The organism is uncultured Acetobacteroides sp. (assembly GCF_963667355.2).
In the GTDB taxonomy this organism is placed as follows: domain Bacteria; phylum Bacteroidota; class Bacteroidia; order Bacteroidales; family ZOR0009; genus Acetobacteroides.
The window spans coordinates 3,636,957-3,660,703 of the sequence record NZ_OY763328.2; the positions used below are offsets into that span (position 1 = coordinate 3,636,957).

At 49.7% G+C, this 23,747-nt stretch carries 22 protein-coding genes; 5 read left to right on the top strand and 17 right to left on the bottom strand.

Annotation, left to right across the window (positions count from 1 at the left end; genetic code table 11):
• The first annotated feature begins 26 nt into the window (after window positions 1-26).
• Window positions 27-386, top strand: coding sequence for a VOC family protein (locus ACHZA1_RS15070; protein ID WP_320052688.1), 360 nt, complete (start codon window positions 27-29; stop codon window positions 384-386).
• Between the two features lie 78 nt (window positions 387-464).
• Complete coding sequence (locus ACHZA1_RS15075) at window positions 465-1,274, top strand: helix-turn-helix domain-containing protein (RefSeq protein WP_320052689.1); 810 nt, start codon at window positions 465-467, stop codon at window positions 1,272-1,274.
• Window positions 1,275-1,373: 99 nt separating this feature from the next.
• Here ACHZA1_RS15075 and ACHZA1_RS15080 read toward each other — a convergent pair whose 3' ends face one another.
• The 15 genes from ACHZA1_RS15080 to msrA form a co-directional block, all read right to left on the bottom strand.
• Window positions 1,374-2,753, bottom strand: coding sequence for an NADH-quinone oxidoreductase subunit N (locus ACHZA1_RS15080; RefSeq protein WP_320052690.1), 1,380 nt, complete (start codon window positions 2,751-2,753; stop codon window positions 1,374-1,376).
• An 18-nt stretch (window positions 2,754-2,771) separates the two neighbouring features.
• Window positions 2,772-4,211, bottom strand: coding sequence for an NADH-quinone oxidoreductase subunit M (locus ACHZA1_RS15085; RefSeq protein ID WP_320052691.1), 1,440 nt, complete (start codon window positions 4,209-4,211; stop codon window positions 2,772-2,774).
• Between the two features lie 30 nt (window positions 4,212-4,241).
• The gene (gene nuoL / locus ACHZA1_RS15090; protein WP_320052692.1) at window positions 4,242-6,131 is read right to left on the bottom strand and encodes an NADH-quinone oxidoreductase subunit L; all 1,890 of its coding nucleotides are present in this window, start codon (window positions 6,129-6,131) and stop codon (window positions 4,242-4,244) included.
• A gap of 22 nt (window positions 6,132-6,153) precedes the next feature.
• Entirely contained in the window at window positions 6,154-6,483 is a 330-nt protein-coding gene (gene nuoK, locus ACHZA1_RS15095; RefSeq protein WP_320052693.1) for an NADH-quinone oxidoreductase subunit NuoK, read from the bottom strand.
• A 2-nt stretch (window positions 6,484-6,485) separates the two neighbouring features.
• The gene (locus tag ACHZA1_RS15100; RefSeq protein WP_320052694.1) at window positions 6,486-6,986 is read right to left on the bottom strand and encodes an NADH-quinone oxidoreductase subunit J; all 501 of its coding nucleotides are present in this window, start codon (window positions 6,984-6,986) and stop codon (window positions 6,486-6,488) included.
• A 97-nt stretch (window positions 6,987-7,083) separates the two neighbouring features.
• Complete coding sequence (locus ACHZA1_RS15105; RefSeq protein WP_320052695.1) at window positions 7,084-7,653, bottom strand: NADH-quinone oxidoreductase subunit I; 570 nt, start codon at window positions 7,651-7,653, stop codon at window positions 7,084-7,086.
• Window positions 7,654-7,665: 12 nt separating this feature from the next.
• Entirely contained in the window at window positions 7,666-8,688 is a 1,023-nt protein-coding gene (gene nuoH, locus ACHZA1_RS15110) for an NADH-quinone oxidoreductase subunit NuoH (protein WP_320052696.1), read from the bottom strand.
• Window positions 8,689-8,696: 8 nt separating this feature from the next.
• Complete coding sequence (locus ACHZA1_RS15115) at window positions 8,697-9,635, bottom strand: 2Fe-2S iron-sulfur cluster-binding protein (protein ID WP_320052697.1); 939 nt, start codon at window positions 9,633-9,635, stop codon at window positions 8,697-8,699.
• Window positions 9,636-9,642: 7 nt separating this feature from the next.
• Window positions 9,643-10,953: an NADH-quinone oxidoreductase subunit NuoF gene (gene nuoF, locus ACHZA1_RS15120; RefSeq protein ID WP_320052698.1), complete on the bottom strand. Its 1,311-nt coding sequence runs from the start codon at window positions 10,951-10,953 to the stop codon at window positions 9,643-9,645.
• Between the two features lie 11 nt (window positions 10,954-10,964).
• Window positions 10,965-11,492, bottom strand: a complete 528-nt coding sequence (locus tag ACHZA1_RS15125; protein WP_320052699.1) for an NAD(P)H-dependent oxidoreductase subunit E — start codon at window positions 11,490-11,492, stop codon at window positions 10,965-10,967.
• Between the two features lie 38 nt (window positions 11,493-11,530).
• Window positions 11,531-12,745, bottom strand: a complete 1,215-nt coding sequence (locus ACHZA1_RS15130; RefSeq protein WP_320052700.1) for an NADH-quinone oxidoreductase subunit D — start codon at window positions 12,743-12,745, stop codon at window positions 11,531-11,533.
• Between the two features lie 47 nt (window positions 12,746-12,792).
• Window positions 12,793-13,305 carry an NADH-quinone oxidoreductase subunit C gene (locus ACHZA1_RS15135; RefSeq protein ID WP_320052701.1) on the bottom strand — a complete coding sequence of 171 codons (513 nt, stop codon included), beginning with the start codon at window positions 13,303-13,305 and terminating at the stop codon, window positions 12,793-12,795.
• On the bottom strand, window positions 13,305-13,865 hold the full coding sequence (locus tag ACHZA1_RS15140; protein WP_321426933.1) for an NADH-quinone oxidoreductase subunit B: 561 nt from the start codon (window positions 13,863-13,865) through the stop codon (window positions 13,305-13,307). The genes ACHZA1_RS15135 and ACHZA1_RS15140 overlap by 1 nt, the downstream gene beginning before the upstream one ends.
• A gap of 6 nt (window positions 13,866-13,871) precedes the next feature.
• Window positions 13,872-14,282 carry an NADH-quinone oxidoreductase subunit A gene (locus ACHZA1_RS15145; RefSeq protein WP_320052702.1) on the bottom strand — a complete coding sequence of 137 codons (411 nt, stop codon included), beginning with the start codon at window positions 14,280-14,282 and terminating at the stop codon, window positions 13,872-13,874.
• A 412-nt stretch (window positions 14,283-14,694) separates the two neighbouring features.
• Window positions 14,695-15,252, bottom strand: coding sequence for a peptide-methionine (S)-S-oxide reductase MsrA (msrA, locus tag ACHZA1_RS15150; protein WP_320052703.1), 558 nt, complete (start codon window positions 15,250-15,252; stop codon window positions 14,695-14,697).
• A gap of 258 nt (window positions 15,253-15,510) precedes the next feature.
• On the opposite strand from msrA, the gene feoB reads away from it, so the two are divergent.
• Both feoB and ACHZA1_RS15160 read left to right on the top strand, forming a co-directional pair.
• A complete protein-coding gene (feoB, locus tag ACHZA1_RS15155) occupies window positions 15,511-18,030 on the top strand; it encodes a ferrous iron transport protein B (protein WP_320052704.1) in 2,520 nt (839 codons plus the stop codon).
• A 79-nt stretch (window positions 18,031-18,109) separates the two neighbouring features.
• A complete protein-coding gene (locus ACHZA1_RS15160; protein ID WP_320052705.1) occupies window positions 18,110-18,316 on the top strand; it encodes a hypothetical protein in 207 nt (68 codons plus the stop codon).
• Window positions 18,317-18,440: 124 nt separating this feature from the next.
• Here the strand turns inward: ACHZA1_RS15160 and ACHZA1_RS15165 are convergent, their stop codons facing one another.
• Both ACHZA1_RS15165 and ACHZA1_RS15170 read right to left on the bottom strand, forming a co-directional pair.
• Window positions 18,441-19,814, bottom strand: coding sequence for a sodium:proton antiporter (locus ACHZA1_RS15165; RefSeq protein WP_320052706.1), 1,374 nt, complete (start codon window positions 19,812-19,814; stop codon window positions 18,441-18,443).
• Between the two features lie 125 nt (window positions 19,815-19,939).
• The gene (locus tag ACHZA1_RS15170) at window positions 19,940-20,713 is read right to left on the bottom strand and encodes a tetratricopeptide repeat protein (protein ID WP_320052707.1); all 774 of its coding nucleotides are present in this window, start codon (window positions 20,711-20,713) and stop codon (window positions 19,940-19,942) included.
• Between the two features lie 549 nt (window positions 20,714-21,262).
• Between ACHZA1_RS15170 and ACHZA1_RS15175 the strand changes: the two genes are divergently transcribed.
• Window positions 21,263-23,326, top strand: a complete 2,064-nt coding sequence (locus ACHZA1_RS15175; protein WP_320052708.1) for a S9 family peptidase — start codon at window positions 21,263-21,265, stop codon at window positions 23,324-23,326.
• Window positions 23,327-23,747: the final 421 nt, after the last annotated feature.

Consider the following 23,747-nt stretch of genomic DNA (forward strand, 5'->3'; position numbering starts at 1 on the left):
AATGTTTAATCTTAACAGCAAGAGAAATGGAAAAGCTAGTGACGTGGGTAGACATCCCCGCAGCCGATTTTAAGAGGGCCGTAAAGTTCTACAATGCCGTGCTGGGCATCGAGCTGGAGGCGTTTGAGTGTGGAACCGAGAAGATGGCGTGCTTCCCCTCGGGCGATGGATCAATTGCGTATGCTCCCGATTTTAAACCATCAAAGGAGGGTACTTTGGTAAGCCTCAATACCGGCAACGACTTGGATGGTGCCCTCCGACGAGTGGTGGCGAATGGTGGCAAGGTGGTTCAACCCAAAACCAAGATCGAGGTAGAGGGGCGCGGCTACTTTGCCCTGTTCATCGACAGCGAGGGGAACAAGGTTGGCCTGTACGGCGATAGCTAGAAATATTGGAGGGGTGGTTCCATTAGGGAATTGCCCCTTTTTCGGAAAACATCTACCTTTACCACAAATTCCCACGCCGTGAACTACCAAACCGCAACGCCATCGTATCCCCTGTCCCTCTTCGTAAAGCAGTACTGGGCTATAGAAAGCTGCGTAGCGGGTGGGGCAGAGCATATCCAGCGCATTGTGCCCAACGGGCTCATGGAGCTGATGTTCTACCTGGGGGCGCATCCATCGGTTATCGATAGCAGCCGGCATTTGCAGGATACCTCCATCCTGAGCGGTCAGCAAAATGGGTTCTACGACCTGGCCATCTCCGAGCCGCTCTCCATGTTTACCATATCCTTCCACCCCCACGGGGCAAGCATGTTTTTTGATATCCGGGCCAACGAGCTCTTCGACCAAAGTATCCCCCTAAAGCTTCTGGTAAAAGATGCGGTTGCCGAGTTGGAGTGCCGCTTGTACGAGGCTTGCACGTTTGAGGGAAGGGTTGGTATTGCCGAGCGCTTTCTGCTGAACCAGCTACGGAAGAGCAGCAAGGAGTACGAGGTAAACCGGATGGCCCACTGCCTCGCTCTGGTAAACCGGCAGCGAGGAATGGTGGCTATCGACGAGCTTGCCTCGGAGGCATGCCTAAGCCGAAAGCAGCTCGAGCGCTCTTTCCTGTCGTACATTGGCGCATCGCCCAAGCAGTTTTTGCGGGCCGTGCGGTTTCAGAGTACCCTGTTCGAGAAGCAGCAGCATGCCGACCTGTCGTTAACCGAGCTGGCGTACAGGTGCGGCTACTACGACCAGTCGCACATGATATCGGACTACAAGAAGCTGTCGGGCAAAACGCCCTCCCAGTACTTCTCGGAGTGCGAGCCCTATTCCGACTACTTTTTGTAGCCTTTTCCTGTTTATCCAACATTTACAACAGCCCCTTATACAAAAACACCCGATAAGCGCTCTGCCTATCGGGTGTTTTTATGAAGGGTAACCTATTGGCTAGATTAGTCCGGTAATGAGCCCTGGCGCAACACCCAGCACAATGGTAATAATCGACGAGATGATGAGCACCAGCTTGGTTGCAAGGGGAACCTCAATGGGGGCCGCGTTGCTTTCGGCAAGGAAGATGCGGTTGAGCAGGCGGAAGAAGTAGTAGATACCCAGCAGGGCTGCCGCAACGGCCACAATGGTAATCCAGATGAAGCCGCTTTGGATGGCTGCCAGAAACAGGTAGTACTTGGCAAAGAATCCGGCGGTGATAGGAATACCAGCTAGCGATAGCAGGGCAATGGCAAAGGTGAAGGCCAGTAGGGGGCTACGCTTCACCAATCCGTTGAAGGCATCGTACGAGTCGTCGCCGCAGTTAACCTTGCGGATGGCGATAATCACGGCAAATGCGGGGATCGCCGAAACGGCATAGGCTACCATGTAGTAGAGTATGGCCGATGCCGATGTGGCATTGCTTGCCAGAATTGCCAGCAGCAGGAATCCCGAGCTGGAGATGCTGGCGTAGGCCATTAGGCGCTTTACGCTGGTTTGGTTGATGGCAACTACGTTGCTGGCAATAAGGGTAAGCAGTGCTGCAGCCCATATCACGGGGCTCCAGATATTCATTACACCTATTAGCGCTTTCGAGAAGAGCAGGTAGAAGGCGGCAAAGGCGGCAATCTTAACCACGGTTGCCATAAACGAGGTGATGATGGTTGGCGAGCCGTCGTATACGTCGGGAGCCCAAAAGTGGAAGGGCATGGCGGCCACCTTAAACAGCATACCAACTAGGATGAGCAGCACGCCCATGTAAAAGATGGTTGGCACCTGTGGTGTCGAGGTCAGGTAGCTGCTGTATACATCTACGCTAAAGGTTCCAGTTGCACCGTAGAGCAGCGCAATGCCTAGGAGCATAATCGTAGAGGCAAACGAGCCCATCATAAAGTACTTAAACGATGCCTCGTTGGAGCGGTACGATTGCTTGCGGGTACCTGCCAAAACGTAAAGAGGTATCGATAGCGTCTCGATGCCCAGGTAGAGCATGATAAGGCTGCTGTACCCGGTGATAAGGTATCCGCCAAACACCGAGAAGAACATCAACCCGAATATCTCGCTTACGTGTTCCTTAAAGTTGCGGTAGTAGTAGCCCGAAACGCCCAGTATCAGCGCTAAGCTTAGCAGCATGGCGCCGTTAAAGCCTACGGCAAAGTTGTTAACCACGCATAGGCGGTTGAAGTAGGTTGTTGGGTTGTTCCAGCACATGAAGGTAAGCGCGGCGGTAACCAGCACCCCTAAAAGGGCAACGGATACCTGCAGCTTCTTCTTATTTTTCAATAGTTCGGTATAGATAAGTGCTATACCAAACACTGTTAAGGATATTAATGCTTCCATTTCGTCGTCGGTTTAGGGTTAGCAGTTAAGGTAAGCTAGGATGCTATCTACAGCCGACGAGGTAACGTCGAGTATAGGTTGAGGCATCACGCCCGTTACCACAATTAGTAGGGCGATGATGGCAAGAGCCGTAAACGCGCAACCCTTAACATCGATAATCTTGGCAGATTCGGGACCTGCTGTTCCCAGCATGGTCTTTTGGAACATGTAGAGCATGTAGATTGCCCCAAGGATGATAGATAGCCCTGCCGTAGCAGCCATCCAGATGCTCACCTTAAAGATTCCCGTAATAAGGAGGAACTCGCCAATAAAGGCGTTGGTAAGCGGAAGGGCAACCATTCCAAAGGTGATAATCATAAACAGCGACGACAGGCGAGGGGTGTTGCTGCGCAAACCTCCAAAGCTGCTGATAAGGCGGCTGCCACCTTCGGTTTCCATTATGCTGATGATGTAGAGCAAGCCAACGATGTTGATGCCGTGGGCAACCATCTGGAAGATTACCCCCTGCATACCCACAAGGTTAAAGGCAAAAAGTCCGGCAACAATAAGTCCGATGTGGGCCATTGACGAGTAGGCCGAGAAGGTCTTCAGGTCTTTTTGCTTTAGGGTAATGATGGAGGCGTACACCACGCCGATGATGGCCAGAACCATAACGGTGTTTCCCCACTGTGCCGAGCCAAGTGGAACAATTGGAAGCATCCAGCGGATCATCCCGTAGATCCCCATCTTCGACATGATGGCCGAAAGGAGCATGGTGCCCTTCATGGGCGCTTTGGTGTAGGTTTCGGGCATCCAGGTATGGAGCGGGAACACGGGAGCCTTAATGGCAAATGCCACAAAGATCATCCAGAATAGCCAGCTTTGGTTGCCCGCCGAAATGTGCTGGTTGTACATCCCCGTAATGTCGAACGAGTGGGTGCTCGAGTTCATAAAGACGAAGATGTAGGCAACTAGCATCAAAAGGCTACCCGCAGCGGTGTAGATAAAAAATTTGAGCGTTGTCCTACGGCTACCCTCGCCACCCCAAAGCAGGATGATGAAGTAGATGGGGATCAACGATAGTTCCCAGAAGATGTAGAACAGGAAGCCATCGAGGGCGGTAAACACGCCAAGGATGGCACCTTGTGCAAAGAACATCAGCGCGTAGAATACCTTTCCGCGACGAATCTCTCCATCGTTAACCGAAAAGATAAAGGGCATTAGTCCGGTGGTGAGCAGCACCATTGCGATGCTGATACCGTCGAGCCCAAGGTGTAGATGCGAACCGATTGCTGCGATCCACATCACGTCAATGGTAAAGAGCGATGTGTTCGAGAAGAGCGCAAGCGCGATGGATGTTGCTGCAAATATGGCAACCGACATTCCTAGCGCGGCTCTTTTTACCATCTTTTCGTCCTTAAAGGCGAGCAGTAGGCTGCCGGCCACAAAAGGAAGAAGTATGAGTAGTATTGTAAGCATATATTTCTTTTAAGTAGATTTTACACTCGGTTATGCTACCAGCAGGTAAATGAGGATGGCAAGCAGTCCACCAGCCATCAAGTAAAGGTACAGGTTGATGCTTCCGCTCTGCACCCTGCGAACCAGCGATCCGCAGCGCATCATTACTACGCCTAGACCATTTACCGCACCATCGATAACGGAATTGTCGAACCACGAAAGAACAACTTCCGAGAGCTTGTTGTAGGGCCTTACGAAGATGGCGTTGTAGATCTCGTCGATATAGTACTTGTGGTAGATAACCTTGGCAAGTCCCTTACGCTCGATGCTATCGGCTTCAGGAACCACATTCTTGCTAACGTACAGTTTATAGGCAATGTAGATGATGGCAAGCAGCATAATTACCGGAATAAACATGGTTAGCAGTTCGGTGGTATGCTCTACAGCCGCAGGCTCGAAGTTTTGTCCGCCTAGCGAAGGCTTAAGGTAGCTGGTAAACCTATCTGCACCACCAAAGATGGCGGGTACGTTTAGGAATCCACCGCCAATAGAAAGAGCAGCAAGGATAATGAGCGGAATGGTAATCACCTTAGGTGACTCGTGCATGTGGTGCTTCTGTTCTGCCGTTCCTCTAAATTCTCCAAAGAAGGTGAGGTACACAACGCGGAACATGTAGAAGCAGGTGATAAAGGCGGTTGCAACGCCAATACCCCAAAGCCAAGGATTATGCTCGAATGCTGCTGCAAGGATCGAATCCTTAGAGAAGAATCCTGCCAATGGCGGAATTCCCGAGATGGCAAGCGTACCGATTAGGAATGTTGCGTAGGTAACAGGTATTGCCTTACTGAGACCTCCCATGTTACGAATATCCTGCTCGCCACTCAGTGCGTGGATAACGCTACCAGCACCAAGGAATAGAAGCGCCTTGAAGAATGCGTGGGTGGTAACATGGAACATGGCAGCCGAAAAGGCGCCTAGTCCAAGTGCAAAGAACATGTAGCCAAGTTGGCTAACGGTAGAGTAGGCCAGCACCTTTTTGATGTCGTTTTGGAAAATACCAATGGTTGCTGCAAATACCGCAGTTGTAAGTCCTACAACCATTACCACATCTAGGGTAAATGGCGTAAGCGCGTACAAGATGCTGCTACGGGAAATAAGGTAAACACCTGCCGTTACCATGGTTGCGGCGTGGATAAGTGCCGAAACAGGAGTTGGACCAGCCATTGCATCGGGTAACCAAGTGAAGAGCGGAATTTGGGCACTCTTACCAATTGCACCTACCAGCAGAAGCAGGGTAATAAGGGTTAAGGTTTGATTTCCTGAACCTAGTGTTCCAGCCTGAGCAAATACATCAGTATAGGTTGCTGTTCCAAAGGTGAAAAATATAAGGATGATGCCGATAAGGAAACCAAGGTCGCCAATACGGTTCATCACAAATGCCTTGCGGGCAGCGTTGTTGTAGTCGGTATTCTTGTACCAGAAGCCAATAAGTAGGTACGAGCAAAGCCCTACACCTTCCCATCCAATAAATAAAATCACGTAGTTGGCTCCCATAACCAGCATCAGCATAAAGAAGATGAACAGGTTAAGGTACGAGAAGAAGGTATTTGCATTCTCGTCGTGTCCCATGTAGCCAATGGAGTAGACGTGGATAAGGAAACCAACGCCGGTAACTATCAGCATCATGGTTATCGATAGCGGATCGATAAAGAAGCTAAAGGGAACGTTTATGGCGCCAGCCTTAATCCAGTTGAATAGTTCTACAGTTTCCTTTCCTTCTACATTAAAGAACAGGATAGCGCTTATGATAAATGGAATAAGCACCATTGTAGATGCGAGGGTACCTGCAACCTTGGCTGGGAGTTTTAACCTAAAGAGGTAGGTTACCATAAATCCAAGCAGCGGGAAAAGTGGGATGGCCCATGCAATAATCTGTGTCATGTTTTACTGTTTAGATTTAAGTTTAACCCTTAAGGCGTTTCAGCAGGTCGATGTCAACCGAATCGTTGTTACGTTTCATTGTAACTAGGATAGATAGACCTATTGCGACCTCGGCAGCTGCCACCACCATGATGAAGAATACGAATATTTGTCCGCTGGGATCGTTGTGGTAGGCCGAAAAGGCTGCCAACAGAAGATTCACGGAGTTGAGCATAAGCTCGATGCACATGAGAATGACAATGGCATTCTTGCGGAAGAGCACGCCCATAACCCCAATGCAGAAAAGCACTAGGCTAAGTACGATGTAGTGCTCTATGGGTACTACTTGTATTGCGCTAATAATTTTTTCCATGGTTACGCCTTTTTAGGTTCACGTTTACCCAGCACAACCGCACCAACCATTGCTGCAAGGAACAGCACCGATGCAGTTTCGAAGGGGAATAAGTAGTCGCGGAAGAGCACCAATCCTAAGTTGCGAACCAATCCCAAGTCGGCTGAAGGTGCTGCATTCGGTGCTGCAAGGCTTACCTTGGCTGCTGCTGCAAGAAGCACAAGCAAAAGCAGTCCTGATGTGAGCAGTGCCGCGACTTTTACCATTAGCTTTTGGAACGACTCTTTCTCTTTGTTGAGGTTTAGGAGCATAATCACGAAGATAAACAGCACCATTATAGCCCCCATATACACGATAACATGCACTACCGCCAAGAATTGTGCGTTGAGCAGAATGTACTGCCCCGCAATGGTAAGGAAGGTGCAGATTAGCAGTAGTACGCTATTGATAGGGTTCTTTACGAACACCACACCAAGCGCTGATATCACTGCTAACGTGGCCAAAATGTAAAATATAAGACTCATACTTTTATATTGTTATCCAAAATTTGGACTTTAGATATTAGATGTTAGATGATTTTGCACCAACTGAGTCTAAAATCTAATGTCTAGCATCTAGTATCTACTTATTATGCTTAAATCGCTTGTCTAATTTAAACTCGCGAACGGCATCGGTTTGACGTTTGCTTATGTCGATTCGCGCATCAGGCTTTTCAACAAGGAAATCTTTTCCGTAAATGAAAGACTTGCGCTTGTACTCTGGTGGCACGATTCGAGGTGTTAGGAAGATGGCTTCCTTCGGACATGCGTCCTCGCACAAGCCGCAGTAAATACAGCGAAGCATGTTTATTTCGTAAACAGCAGCGTATTTCTCCTCGCGGTAGAGGTTTTCTTCGCCAGGCTTGTGCTCGGCAGCAGTCATGGTGATTGCCTCTGCAGGGCATGCAAGAGCACAAAGTCCACATGCTGTGCAGCGTTCGCGACCTTCGTCATCGAGCTTAAGGACGTGCATGCCTCGGTAAACGGCGCTATATTCGCGCTTCTTTTCGGGGTATTTTAGAGTTGCCTTCTTTTTAAAGATGTGGCCAAAGGTGATTGCCAGTCCTGATAGTACCGCAGGTAGGTATATCAGTTCGGCAAACGTCATCTTTTTGTTCGATACCTCTTTACTTCTATTGGTTAATCTTTCCATTGCAGCTCAATTTTAGAGGTAGGTTATCATAAAGCCGGTAATCAGCATATTCAAAATGGCTAGTGGAACAAGAACCTTCCAACCCAGATTCATCAGCTGATCGTAGCGGAAACGTGGGAGCGTCCATCTAATCCACATAAAGAAGAAGATGAAGAAGAGTATCTTGACAAATAGGAATGCTACCCCAAGCAGCGTTAGTACGTTGGTCGACAGTCCAAGGCTATCACCAAATGGAATATCGTAGCCACCAAAGTAGAGAGTTGATATTATGGCAGAGCTTATGAACATGTTGATGTACTCGGCAAAGAGGTAGAAGCCCAGCTTCATAGAGCTGTACTCGGTGTGGTAGCCGCCAATAAGCTCCGATTCGCACTCTGGCAGGTCGAAAGGTGCGCGGTTACACTCGGCTAGGGCAGTGGTCATAAATATCAGAAAGCCTAGTGGCTGGTAAATGATATTCCAGTGGAAGTTCTTCTGATGGGTTACGATGTCGGTGAGGCTAAGCGAATCGTTTAGCATGATAAGCGCCACGATAGCCATACCCATTGCCAATTCGTAGCTGATCATTTGTGATGCGGCACGAACAGAGCCTAGCAGCGAGTACTTGTTGTTAGATGCCCATCCTCCAATCATGATTCCGTAAACACCTATCGATACCATCGCAAAAACGTATAAGATACCGATGTTAGGATTGGCAACCTGTAGGGTGTAGGTACGTCCCATAATTTCGAGGTTCCCACCCCAAGGGATTACAGCGCTGGTCATACAGGCGGTTGTCATGGCGATGCCAGGACCCAGTATAAAGAGCCACTTGTTGGCCATGGTGGGGATTATCTCCTCCTTCATGAACATCTTAACACCGTCGGCAACGGGTTGAAGTATTCCCCAAGGGCCTGCACGATCCGGACCGATGCGGTCCTGAATAACAGCGGCAATTTTACGCTCGCCGTAGGTTGCATACATGGCAACCACTAGCGATATCATAAAGATAACCACTACCAGTGCTGCCTTAAATAGTAAATCGTATAGATCCATCGTCATCTCTATTTTTTCAGTTTGTCGATGTTTACATATAGGTTTGTCGAAATTACCGACGCACGCTCAATATTGCGAGGACCGTCGAGCGTCCAATCCGACAGCTGCTTCTTTTCGAAACGGCACTCGTTGCAGATGAAATGCTCGGTTTCGCCATACTTGTCTTTAGGCGCGCTAACGCGGAGTACCTCATCGCCCTTCATCCAAAGCACCACCTTGCCCGAGCAGTGGGGGCAGTCGCGGTGGGCGTCGTAAGGTTTGGTAAACCATACGCGGCTCTTGAAACGGAAGGTGTTGTCGGTAAGTGCACCTACTGGACACACATCAATAATATTTCCAGAGAAATCGTTATCGATAGCCTTATTTACGTAGGTCGAAATCTCGGAATGGTCGCCACGGAAAAGTACGCCATGGCTGCGCTTATCGGTGATTTGGTTGGCTAGGTATACGCAGCGGTAGCAAAGAATGCAGCGATTCTTATTTAACTTGATGTACTTGCCAAAGTCGGTTTCGTGGTAGGTATTGCGGGTTTCCTCGGTACGTGTTTCTACCGATCCATGATTCATTGCTAAATCTTGAAGATCGCACTCGCCAGCCTGATCGCAAATAGGGCAATCGAGCGGGTGATTAAGTAGCAGAAACTCCACGATGCCTCGACGCGCTTCAAGCACTTCAGGTGAGGTGATGTTCTGAACCACCATTCCATCTTGAGCAGCCGTAGAGCATGAGGCTACCAGTTTAGGCATTGGACGTGGATCGGCATTGCTTCCCTTGGTAACCTTAACCAAGCATACGCGGCATTTTCCTCCCGTACAATCAATTTTCGAGTTGTAGCACATGGCAGGAGGTACAACCTTTCCGCCAATTTTGCGAGCAGCATTCAGGATGGTTGTTCCTGGTTCTACCTCAACCTCGATATTATCTATGGTTAGTTTTATCATTGTCATTTTACTTCTAATGTTGGTTATGGAAGGTGCAGCCGTTGTTGCGAACGTGCTCTTCGAATTCGTGCCTAAAGTGGCGAACCGCGCTACCTACAGGCCAAGCAGCAGCATCACCAAGCGGACAAATCGTTTTCCCCTCGATATTATTAGAAATGCTTACAAGCAGGTTGATGTCTTTCATAGAGGCACCTCCGTACTCGAAGCGATGTAGAATTTTCTCAAGCCAGCCTGTTCCTTCTCGGCAGGGACTGCACTGTCCGCATGATTCGTGGTGGTAGAATCGTGCAAAGTTGAGCGTGTTGCGTACGATGCAGGTGGTTTCGTCCATTACGATAAAGCCCCCAGAGCCAAGCATAGTTCCTGTTTCAAAACCGCCATCAGCAAGGCTTTCGTAGGACATAAGACGAGCATCACCGTTGACGGTTTTCAGCATCAAATCCTTTGGAAGGATAGGTACTGATGAACCTCCTGGGATTACAGCCTTAAGCTCATGTCCTGCGAGGATGCCCCCGCAATACTCATCGGAGTAGATAAACTCCTCAACGAGAATACCCATGGCAATTTCGTAAACACCAGGTTTGTTGATATGACCACTAGCCGAGATCAACTTTGTTCCGGTGCTTCTGCCAATGCCAATTTTGGCATATTCATCGCCACCGTTATTTACGATCCAAGGTATTGTAGCCAACGTTTCAACGTTGTTTACCACCGTTGGGTTGTTGTACAATCCCGAAACTGCAGGAAATGGAGGCTTAAGGCGTGGGTTTCCGCGTTTTCCTTCAAGGCTTTCTATAAGCGCAGTTTCTTCGCCGCAGATATATGCTCCACCACCGGGTTGGCAGTATAGGTCGAGGTCGAATCCTGTTCCGAGTATGTTTTTGCCAAGAAATCCTTTTGCGTAGGCTTCTTCAATGGCTTTTTCGAGGATACGAATAACGTAGAATAGTTCGCCACGAACGTAGATATAAGCGGTGTTTGCACCAAGCGCGTAACTCGAGGTTATCATCCCCTCGATAAGCGAGTGGGGATTTAGCTGCATAAGATATCTATCCTTAAACGTTCCAGGTTCTCCCTCGTCGGCATTACAAACAAGGTATCGTGGGTTTCCCGATTTCTTGTCGATGAAGCTCCACTTCATTCCGGTTGGGAAACCGGCACCACCACGTCCGCGGAGCCCCGATTTCTTAACCTCTTCAACCACCTCATCTGGGGTCATGGTTTTCAACGCCTTTTCTATCGAACGGTACCCTCCAAGTCGTTGGTACTCGTCAATCTTGTGTAGATTAGGGTTGTCTATATTTTCCGTTAATATTTTTACCATATCTCCCTTAATTAATATGGATTAGTGTGCGACGATTTGCAGGTCTTCATCTGCTCTTCCAAGAAAGCATCTACCTTTTCGGTGGTGAGATTTTCGTGGTAGTCCCAGCCCACCTTCATTACAGGAGCCGTTCCGCAAGCGGCAAGACATTCAACTCCACGAAGGGTAAACTTGCCATCAGCTGTGGTTTCGCCCACCTTGATTCCTAGCTTATTCTCAAAATGCTTGATGATGTCGCCTGCTCCTTTTAGCTGGCAGGGACCTGTTTGACATACTTCGATAACGCAGTTGCCTGTAGGTTCGAGGTTGTACATGGTGTAGAAGGTGGCAACCTCGTACACCTCTATGGGCAGGATGCCTAGGAGCGATGCAACATAGTCCATCGTTTCTGTACTTAGCCATCCACTGAACTCTGCTTGCGCTATGTGCAGTATAGGCAGCAACGCCGAACGCTCTTTGCCTGCAGGGTAGCGCTTCTTTATCTTTTCAACCAGCTCTAGAGATTCTGGCGAAAATTGTGGTTGTGCTGTATTATTCATTGGTTACTTCTTTTTTCAATTTTGCTACGGCAGGTTTACTATGCATCCAGCTCCCCGGCAATAACGTTGAGGCTACTCATGGTTACAATTGCATCAGAGAGTAGTCCTCCTTTTATCATTTCGGGATAAGCTTGGTAGTATATGAAGCATGGACGGCGGAAGTGTAGCCTGTAAGGAGTACGAGTTCCATCGGCAATGAGGTAGAATCCTAGCTCGCCATTTCCACCTTCGACAGAGTGGTAAATCTCGGTTGTTGGGATTGGCATCTCGCCCATAACCTGCTTAAAGTGGTAAATAAGTGCCTCCATGTTGTTGTACACCTTTTCTTTTGGAGGAAGAACAAAATCAGGAGCATCAGCCCTAAATGTTTCCTTATCGCCCATCTTGTCGAGTTTCTCCATCGCCTGACGAATAATGCTTAGGCTTTGCCACATTTCCTCTTCACGCACCATAAAGCGGTCGTAGGTATCGCCATTTTGACCGACAGGAATGATGAAGTCAAAATCTTCGTACGACGAGTAGGGATTCATCACCCTAACATCGTAATCGACACCGGCAGCTCTGAGGTTTGGTCCTGTAAAACCATAGTTTAGCGCTCTTTCGGCAGATATTGATCCTGTACCGATAGTCCTATCCATAAAAATGCGGTTTCGCATCAGCAGGTCTTCGAACTCCTTGAGCATAGGAGGGTAGTTCTCCATAAAGAAGTTGAGTTTATCCCAAGCCCTTTGGCTGAAGTTGCGTTCAAATCCACCAATACGTCCAATGTTGGTGGTTAAGCGCGAGCCTGAAATCTCTTCGAAAACCTCGTAAGCCCACTCTCTTGCCTGAAAGATGTAGCAGAATGGGGTAAGTGCACCTGTATCTACCCCAATTACACTGTTGCAAACCAGGTGGTCGGTAATGCGAGAAAGTTCCATAATGATAACGCGCATATATTCGACTCGCTTTGGAAGCTCAATTCCAAGGAGTTTTTCCACGGTCATGTGCCATCCCATGTTGTTGATAGGAGAGGAGCAGTAGTTCATTCGGTCAGTTAAAGGGGTAATCTGGTAGAATGCCCTTCTTTCGGCGATTTTCTCGAAGGCTCGGTGTATATACCCTATAGTTTGCTCCGAGTCTACTATGTATTCGCCATCCATCGTGAGCACGTTCTGAAAGATACCGTGCGTTGCAGGGTGGGTAGGACCGAGGTTTATCGTATTGTATTCGAGTTGCTCGCTTTTTACCACATCGTCTGATGGATGAACCATGTTATTATCGTTTTTCATCATTGTATCAATGTCTAGGTATTCGACGGTTAGCGTCCAAACATCTTGTCATCCTTGTCATCGCGGGTGGCATCTTCTAACGGGTACTCCTTACGCATTGGAAAGTAGTCCATGTCATCCATGTTAAGGATGCGCTTAAGGTTAGGATGTCCCTCGAAAATGATTCCGTAGAAATCGTAGGTTTCCCGCTCCATCCAGTTGGCGGTAGCAAACACCTTTGTTGCCGTAGGAAAGGTGATGTCGTCGGCTTTGGCAAATGCCTTTATGCGGATGCGCTGATTCTTATACAAGTTGTGCAGATGGTAAACCACTGCAAATGCCAACTCCTGATCGGGGTAGTGCACACCGCAAAGAGTAGTAAGAAAGGTAAAACCGAGTTCTTCCGTATTGAAAAGGTATTCGAGTATGTCTGCAACCTTTTCCTTTTGTACCGTAAGTTGAGGCATGTCGCCTACTATCTCGAAGCTGTATATGGCATCGCCAAACTGCTTCTTAAGGTTCGAATGTACCTCTTCGATAAAACTGGTATTAATTGTGTACATTACTCTATACCGTATTTTGATAGTAATTCTTTGTATTCGTCTGAGTTCCTACGGCGTAGTGGCTCGTGCTTGTGGGTAAGCTCCTGGATTTTCATTACGCCCTCAATTATTTGCTCGGGACGAGGTGGGCAGCCAGGTACGTAAACATCAACAGGAATAACCTTGTCGATGCCTTGTAGCACGCTGTAGGTGTCGAATATGCCACCGCTCGAAGCGCAGGCTCCTATTGCAATCACCCAGCGAGGTTCTGCCATTTGTAGGTAAACTTGCTGAAGAACTGGACCCATTTTCTTGGAGATAGTTCCCATAACCATTAGCATATCGCTTTGTCGGGGCGAAAAGCTAAGGCGCTCCATTCCAAAGCGGGCAAGATCGTAGTGCGGAGCCATAGTCGACATAAACTCGATACCGCAGCACGAGGTGGCGAAGGGGAGTGGCCATAGCGAGTTTTTACGAGCAAGGCCAATCAAAACGTCTAGGCGGGTGGTCATGTACCCGCGGCCAGTAATGTCTTCGTTATCGAGCCTTAGGTTGGTAGTCTCTTTATTTTGGTCAGACATGGTATGTTATTCTTTAATTGGTTCGAAAGTGTCGGCATCTTTATACCAGTTGAATGCTCCGCGGAGAAGAACGTAGAAGAATCCGGCAACGAAAACAAGCGTAAAGGTTACCATTTCCCAAAGACCAAATGCTCCAAGCTCCCGAAAGTTTACAGCCCAGGGGTACATGAAAATTACTTCTACATCGAATAGGACGAAGAGGATGGCAATGAGGAAATACTTTACCGAGTATCGGTTACGAGCATTCCCTATTTGGTCTACTCCACATTCGAAGTTTTCCAACTTTTGGCTGGTTTTGCGTTTTGGTCCTAGGTAGTGGGTAACTATAAGAACGAAAACGACAAACCCAAGTGCAACCGCTGCCTGAATGAGTATCGGCAGGTAATCGTACGGAGTGTGTATGGCAGGTTGCTCCATCTTTTTGGCGTTTTTTAAGTTTATGATAAAATTGAAATTTAACTTCTTGTTGAAAGCGAGTCCAAATTTGGCCAAAAAAAACAACTTAAAATTCTATAAAACCGCTGTTCTTTATCCTTTAACAAGTTTTAATGTTATTACTGTAACAGTTATCGTGCTAACACTAATAACCAAACTTCCATGTGTACGCTTCATTTTTTTAGGAATCATTATTATTCTATTGTTTGTTAGTGTAATAACACTGACAGGTGCGAGATCTCCTTTTTTTCTAATTTTTCTGGCTAGGGGCATTGCAAAAAGATTAGTTCACATTATTTGATAATCTGAGATCGTTCATCCCTTTTGAAAGCCCCTTTTCTCGCATCTCTAAACAGAGAAAAGGGTTGTAAACGGAGAAAAATTGGCGTTACTACTACCTTTTCTTAACCTTTGCTTTAAAGATCTTTTCAAACTTTTCGAGTTTAGGAACTATTACGTACTGGCAGTAGGCTTGGTTGGGATTGTTTTCATAGTAGTTCTGATGGTAATCCTCGGCTTTGTAAAATTTGGTGTAGAGGGATATTTCGGTAACTATGGGGTTGTCCCAAATCTTTTCGTCAGCTAGCTTCTTTTTATAGGCTTCGGCAAGACGTTTCTGTTCCTCGTTGTGGTAGAAGATAACCGAGCGGTACTGCGTGCCTATATCGTTGCCCTGTCGGTTGAGGGTGGTGGGATTGTGGGTTTTCCAGAATACTTCCAGCAGCTCGTCGTAGCTGATTTTGCTTGGGTCGAAGGTGATTTGGATCACCTCGGCATGCCCGGTTTGGCCCGAGCAAACCTCCTTATAGGTGGGATTTGCAATCGTCCCTCCTGAGTAGCCGCTTTCTACCTTTGTGACGCCATTAAGTTCCTTGAAGATGGCCTCTGCGCACCAGAAGCAGCCCTGTCCGAATGTGGCAACTTCGTACTTGTGGGCATTCTCATTTTCCATGTTCGTATTGTTTTGTGGCGCTTGTGTACCGCATCCGAGCAGCATTGCAAGCGGGATGAGTAGGTTTCGCATAACGATTTTTAGCGTATAACATTTCGCGTTGGGTTTTGTTTGGGGGGATGATTGAGGTGGTGAGTATGGGGCAATCCCGAAAACCTTACATCAGACATCTTGCCGCTATCAACAAATACCTAATTATTGGTATAGGGAACGGTAGTATTGTGGGTACATTTGTATCGCTAAATATTGGAATCATAGATGAAGTTAAGCGAGCTAAGCACCGGAGAGTCGGGCGTTATTACGAAGGTTTCGGGACGTGGAGCCTTTCGTAAGCGCATTACCGAGATGGGGTTTGTGAAGGGAAAAACCGTTAATGTGGTGAAGAATGCGCCGCTGCTCGATCCGGTGGAGTACAACATTATGGGGTACGAGGTTTCTCTTCGAAGGAATGAGGCTGCGCTCATTGATGTTATAACCCTGGAGGAGGCCAAGCATACCGTGCTGGATAACTTCAACGGCGTTATTACCGACGATGTGCTAAAGGAAAGCGCTAAGACGTTGGGAAAGACGATCAACGTTGCGCTGGTAGGTAACCCCAATGCTGGCAAAACATCGGTGTTTAACTTTGCATCGGGCTCGCACGAGCATGTGGGCAACTATTCGGGCGTTACGGTAGACTACAAGGAGGCGCAGTTTAAGTATAAGGGCTATACCTTTAATATTACCGATTTGCCAGGTACCTACTCGCTATCGGCCTACACGCCTGAGGAGGTTTACGTAAGAAACTACATTGCCGATAATAACCCAGATGTAATCGTAAACGTGGTGGATGCCTCGAACCTCGAGCGCAACCTCTACCTTACCACGCAGCTCATCGACATGGATCTGAAGGTGGTGGTAGACCTGAACATGTACGACGAGCTGGAGCGCAGCGGCGATCGCTTCGACCATAAGGCGCTGGGCGAGATGATTGGCGTTCCGTTTGTGCCTACCGTTGGATCGAAGGGGCGCGGGCTTACGCAGCTCTACGATACCATCATCAACGTTTATACCGACCACGATAAAACTTCGCGCCACATCCATATTAACTACGGGCACGACGTAGAACCTGCCATCTGCACGCTGCAGCAGCTGCTACGCTTGCCCGAGAATAGGCATCAGCTGGTGCGCTACTCTACCCGTTTTATCGCCATAAAGCTGCTGGATAAGGATAGGGAGGCCCGCAAGCTGGTGGAGACGCTGCACAACGGCAGCGAGATCATCGCCATTGCCGATAGGGAGATCAAGAAGCTGGAGAAGCACCTCAACGACGATAGCGAAACCATCATCACCGATGCCAAGTATGCCTTTGTGGCTGGAGCCCTTAAGGAGACGTTCAAGGAGGGTGGTCGCCGCAAGCGTAAGAATACCGAGGCTATAGATGCCTTTATGACCCATAGGTTTTTCGGGTTCCCAATTTTCTTCTTCTTCATTTGGGTAACCTTTTACGCAACCTTTGCGCTGGGCGAGTACCCCAAGGGGCTGCTGGAGCTGGGCATCGATAAGCTGATGAACCTTCTGAATGGCTCGATGTCCGAAGGACCATTTAAGGATTTGCTGCTTAACGGGATCATTAACGGGGTGGGGAATGTAATCGTCTTCCTGCCCAACATCCTTATCCTGTTCTTCTTCATCTCGCTGCTCGAGGATACCGGCTACATGGCGCGTGCCGCCTTTATTATGGATAAGCTGATGCACAAGATTGGGCTGCACGGCAAGTCGTTCATCCCCCTAATTATGGGGTTTGGGTGCAACGTGCCCGCCATTATGGCCACGCGCACCATCGAGAGCCGTAGCAACCGCATCCTCACCATGCTGATATCGCCGCTGATGTCGTGCAGCGCACGCCTTCCGGTGTACATCCTGGTGCTGGGGGCGTTCTTCCCAAAGAATGCAGGGTCGATGCTTTTTGGCATCTACCTGCTGGGGATTGTGCTGGCCGTTGCTATGGCGCTCCTCTTTAAGAAGACGATGTTTAGGCATAAAGATGTTCCATTTGTGATGGAGCTGCCGCCCTATCGCATTCCAACGCTTAAGGCAACTACGCGCCACATGTGGTTTAAGGGATCACAGTACCTGCGCAAGATGGGGGGCATTATTCTGGTTGCCGTAATCTTTATTTGGGTGCTATCATACTACCCCCGTAGCGTAAGGTATTCGCAGGATTATGAGGGGAAGAAGAAGACCATCGAGCAAGCCTTTACGCTGCAAACCGCATCGCTTGGTGGCAATACTGCCGATTACGTGCTACTTGAATCGCAACGCGCTAGCCTTATTAAGCATATCGATGCAGAGATGCAGTCCGAAAGGCAGAAGAATTCATACCTGGGGCGAATTGGCGTGGCTATTGAACCTGCCATGCGCCCGTTGGGCTTCGACTGGAAGATGAGCATCTCGCTGCTGTCGGCGCTGCCAGCCAAAGAGATTGTGGTGAGCACCATGGGCGTAATCTACCAGGTGGAGGATTCTGACGACAGCAACACCTCGTCGCTGATGAAGAAGCTGCAGGACGACAGCTACACGGTTGGCCCACAAAAGGGCGAGCGCGTCTTTTCGCAGCCCGTGGCGCTCTCATTTCTGGTATTTGTGCTTATCTACTTCCCCTGCGTGGCGGTGGTGGCTGCGCTTAAGAAGGAGTCGGGCAGCTGGCGATGGGCGCTGTTTACCATTTTCTACACCACTGCGCTGGCGTGGGTGGTGTCGTTTATTGTCTTCAACGTGGCCAAGATGGTTTTATAGATACAAGTATCAAGGCTAAGGAATGCGGGTCCGATTGGTTTTTCTAATATCTAAAGTCTAACATCTAGAGTCTTAAGAAATGAACGAGCAAATTCAAACTATTCTCACTTGGCTGGTAGTGGGTGGCGCAGTGGCCTACCTGGTGGTGGCGCTGGTTCGCCTCTTTACCCGAAAGCCTCAGGATGGCTGTACCAGCCACGGATGCCCCAGCTGCGGCATCAAGAACGAGCTCAAGGAGAGCTATGCCCGAAAGATTAAAGCTGAAATAGGGAAGAAACCTTGCTGAATCCGTTCAGTAGTATTTTCATCGGGTAGTTTATGCTGCTGAATTTATTCAACATAAAGAGATATACGAAAAAGGCTGCCTCAAATGCTTGAGGCAGCCTTTTTCGTATATCGTACCGTATGCGCTACAGGAATATCCACTGCATTAGGAGGAAGATCGGAATCAGAATGCCAAACGACCAGAGCATGTACCCGAAGAACGAGGGCATCTTTACGCCGTTCTCCTCGGCAATGGCTTTAATCATCATGTTGGGCGCGTTTCCAATGTAGCTGAGGGCACCCATAAACGATGCGCCCATGGTAATGGCAATCAGGGTTTGAGGTATATTCTCAATCATATAGGTTTGCGAGAGAATGTTGAAGCTCTCGGCAGGCGCCGCCGCAATGTTGAAGAATACGAGGTAGGCTGGAGCGCTATCCAGGAACGCCGACAGCATGCCCGAAGCCCAGTAGAAGAAGCCGTTGGCAGGCGTGCCGTCGGCATGGGTAAGGCTGCCAATGAGTCCCCCCATGGCGCCCGTTTCTCCGGCACGTAGGATGGCAATAAGCGGAGCCATGGTTATAAAAATCCCGGCAAATAGCTTCCCCACTTCGAGAATTGGGTGCCAGGTAAAGTTGTTGTACTCGCGTATTTCCGTAGCGGTAACCTTCATGGATACCCAGGCGAGGAGGGCTAGCATCGCCAATTCGATAACCACGGCGTTGTTAACCTCTACCCCGAAGAGCGTAAATGCGATGCCTAAATCTTGGCTCGATATCACCACAGCCGCAATGGCAAACAGGAGCAGCACGAGGTTCAAGGCTCCTTCGATGCCCATGTGCACGAAGTCGGCATCGTGCATGTGGCTCTTCTGCTTTTTGAAGTAGTAAAGGTCGATGCAGTAGTATAGCGCAAGCAGTATGCCGGTGGTGAGCAGGGTTGGCAGGAACATGTTGGTGAGCGTCCAAAAGAACGGGATCTTGCTGATGTACCCCATCAGCAGGGGCGGATTCCCTACCGGGGTAAGCGTTCCCCCAATGTTGCCCACAATAAAGATGAAGAAGATGATGGTGTGAACCTTGTTGTGGCGATGCTGGTTGGCCTTAAGCAGCGGGCGGATGAAGAGCACCGCCGCTCCGGTAGTTCCCAGCCAGCTCGAAAGCAGCCCGCCTAGGGCCAGCATTAGGGTGTTGAATTTGGGCGTGCCCTTTAGCGATCCCCGAATCTTTATCCCCCCGGTAATGGTATAGAGGGCTAGGAGAAGAAAGATGAAGGGCAGGAACTGCTCGAACATCACCTGGGCAACGGTGTGCAGCGAAATGCCGACACCCTTTAGCGCCCCAACGCCCACAATAACCAGAAGCGCCCAGAACAGCGACACTTTACCGTAGTGCTTCGACCAGAAGTTGGGTGCAAACAGTGGGAGTAGGGCTATCGAAAGAATGATCCCCAAAAAGGGAAGTGCCCAAATGGTGGAAAGGGTTGCTCCATCCAACGGATGGAAGATGCTATGCGTCATAGAACGTTAGTGTTGATTGTAAAGCTCGGCAAATGTGATGAAAAAAACGGGATAGTTATGCGCTTAATGCTGAAGAACACAAATCGGCAAAGAATCGGGCAACGAGCCCCCTGTATGTCCCACATTTACCGCTTGTTCCTCATCTTCTGCTGAAGCTTGGGCACCAGCACCTGCCGTACCCATTTAAAGGTAGGGGCGATGGCTAGCAGCTGGCTGTAGGTCTGCTGGGCGGCGGCGTACTGCTTTAGCTTAATCTGGCAGTAGGCTAGGTTGATGTAGGCGTTTAGGTAGTTCCACGAGCAGCCGTTGCCCCCCTGCTTCTCGAGCAGGGCGATGGCGCGGAGGTAGAGCCTGAGGGCCTGTTGGGGAGCGCCGCCAAAGAATGCTGGGGTGTAGAGCAGCGCGTTGGCCTGCTCGTACATCACCCAAGGGTTATTGGGGGCCTGCTTCATGGCTTTTGCAATAAGATGCTGGCTCTGGAGGCCAAGCGTAAGTGCCTGGGTGGGGTGAACGGCCAGCCGAAAGCCCAACAGGGAGGAGTAGATGGCCGTGGCCTCGGCATCGTTGGGGTGGCGGTGGCGGTAGCTGTCGAGGTAGGCGAATGCCCTATCGAGCATCGAGTCCGCCTCGGCCTTACGCTCCTGGTTAAGCGCGTAGGCGATGTAGCCGTAGTAGGTGCGGACGATTTCGAGCAGCAGCTCGTCGCTCTTCTCTTTTGCATAGGTGTTCTCCATGGCCTTTAGGCTGCTAAGCCACCCGCCCATGGAGCCCTCCACGTAGCACTTGTAGATGTGGCAGCGGTATCCCTCAGCTGGGCTAGACGATTGGCCTTTCCCGGAGGTCGATAGCGTTAGCGCTACGGTGGCGAGCAGCAGTACTGCAAAGGAGCTGTATCTCATTCTCATTTACGTTCTAGCAGTAGTTGGCGCCTAAAGGGGCACATGCCAGTAACGGACGGGCAAGGTAACAAAAAGCGCATTACGAACCATCACGAGCATCGGCTACGGATGTTAGCTGTCGGGCGCTCGATTTTGTTGGTTGGCCTTTCCCCTTCCTTGGCGATTCTGCGTAGGAACATGGCAAGGAGGGACGCTTGCACCCCTGCAATTGCTCCGCCGCCTTCTGGTGGACGACTTTCACCCCTGCAATTGCTCCGCCGCTCTCCGGTGAACGACTTTCACCCCTGCAATTGCTCCGCCGCTCTCCGGTGGACGACTTGCACCCCTGCAATTGCTCCGCCGCTCTCCGGTGAACGACTTTCACCCCTGCAATTGCTCCGCCGCTCTCCGGTGGACGACTTACACCCCTGTAAGTGCTCCGCCGCTCTTCTGGTGGATGGCTTACCCCCCTGTAAGCCTAATCACAAGCGAATCTTTTAGAAGATTGCCGCTCAACCTGCGGCACTAATCGCTATCTTCATCCCCTCAAATCATAAAAAAACGTAGCAGATGAAGCTTCTTAGCACAACCCTCTGCCTGATGATGGCCTCCACCGCCCTAATGGGCCAGGAGAAGCCTGCCGTAATTGGGCCTAAGGATGTAACGCTTGCCAGCGATCGGCTTACCCCCGAGGTGCTCTGGTCGTTGGGCCGCTTGGGCGAGTACGCGGTATCGCCCGATGGAAAAAGGATTGCCTACACCGTATCGTACTACGATGTGGCGCAGAACAAGGGCAACGCCGAGATCTACCTGATGGATATCGACGGAAAGAACCAGCGTAGGCTTACCTACACCCCACAGGGCGAAAACAGCCTCTCGTGGAGGGCCAATGGCGCTAGGCTGGCCTTCCTTCGTGGCGGCAGGCTTTGGGAGATGGACGTCAATACCACCAAGGAGGAGGCTGTAACCGACGAGGCAACCGATATCTCGGGGTACAGCTTTTCGCCAAAGGGGGATAAAATCCTCTTCGCCATCGAAACGAAGGTGGATAAAACAACGCAGGAGGTTTACCCCGATCTTCCTAAAACCGATGCAATGATCTACGACCAGCTGATGTACCGCCACTGGGATACCTGGGAGGATGGCCTCTACAGCCACATCTACCTGGCCGACTACGCCAACGGCCGCGCCTCGAACCTAAAGGATATCATGCCCGGCGAGCGTTGGGATAGCCCCCTTAAGCCCTTTGGGGGCATGGAGGAGGTGGCCTGGAATGCCGATGGATCGGCCATTGCCTACACCTGCGTGAAGAAGGTGGGCAAGGAGCGTACGCTTACCACCAACTCCGACATATACCTGTACAGCCTAGCCAGCGGCACCACCACCAACCTTACTGAGGGGATGATGGGCTACGACAAGAGCCCCTGCTTCTCGCCCGATGGTAAAAAGGTGGCCTGGCTGAGCATGGAGCGCGATGGTTTCGAGGCCGACCAAAACCGCATTATGGTGATGGATTTGGCTTCGGGCAAGAAGGCCAACCTGTTTGCCAATTGGACTTACAGCGCCGACAACCTACAGTGGGATAAGGCCTCGAAGGCGATCTACTTTACCGCATATGTTCAGGCCACCTCGCAGGTGCACAAACTCGATGTGGAGAAGGAAACCATCACCGCTATAACCTCGGGCGACTACGACTACCACAGCTGTGCGCTTGCCAACGGCGCGGTTATTACCGATCGTACCCAGCTGGTTGCTCCTGCCGATCTTTACTCTATAAGCTTAAAGAGTGGTGCTGTTACCCAGCTTACCTCTATTAATAAAGGTATCCTCGATCAGCTGGTGATGCCGACCTTCGAGAAGCGCTGGATCAACACCACCGATGGCAAGAAGATGCTCACCTGGGTGGTGCTACCTCCTAAGTTCGACGCCAAGAAGTCGTACCCCGGTATCCTCTACTGCCAAGGTGGGCCACAGTCGCCCGTTAGCCAAGGCTTCAGCTATCGCTGGAACTTTGCCCTGATGGCTTCGCAGGGTTACGTGGTAATCCTACCTAACCGTCGCGGTACTACAGGCATGGGGCAGGAGTGGACTAACCAAATCAGCAAGGATCATGGCGGGCAGGAGATGCGCGACCTCTTTGCGGCTGTCGACTCGGTTAAGAAGGAGACTTGGCTCGATGATGCGCGCATTGGCTGTGTTGGCCCTAGCTATGGTGGATACACCGTTTACTGGATGGCTGGCAACCACAACAAGCGCTTTAAGGCCTTTATTGCGCACTGCGGCGTGTTCAACTCCGAGATGGAGTACATCACCACCGACGAACTGTTCTTCGATACCTGGGAGATGGGCGGCCCATCGTGGGAGGTTAACAACGCTGTTGCGCAGAAGAGCTACGCCCAGTCGCCCCACCGCTTTGTGCAGAACTGGGATACCCCAATGCTCATCTTCGAGGGTGGCCGCGACTTCCGCATTCCCTACACCCAGGGAATGGCTGCCTTTAACGCTGCGCAACTGAAGAACATTCCCTCGAAGTTTGTCTTTTTGCCCAGCGAGAACCACTGGGTGCTCAAGCCTCAGAACGGCATTCTCTGGCAGCGCGAGTTCTACGGTTGGCTGGATAAGTGGCTGAAGTAGATGTTAGATGTAGTCTTTAATCGATAGAAATAGAAAAAGCGCGGGCAATGCTCGCGCTTTTTTATTTTTTGAAAGCAAGATTCAAGTTTGAAGTGCAATCAGAGATTAATCCCAAGGATAAAATCTTTGTATTGCGATGAAAAACTACCACCACAAAGTGGGGCTACTTCTCATTAACGATTGGGGAACGAGTCTTGTCATCATACGAAAACTAGAAAGTAGAAATGTGCTAGAGTAGAATAAAACTACCCTTGAGGCGTTAACACCCTACAAGGGGATGCTGCACACCATCACCTCTTAGCTGATTGTTCCGCTACGTTAACGTTGAATATTCCATTAGAATGTAGTTAGGGTCAAAAAACAGGAATGCTTATTTTTGAATATTCTTCAGATTGGTTTTTATGCTTGTGAAAACTATAGT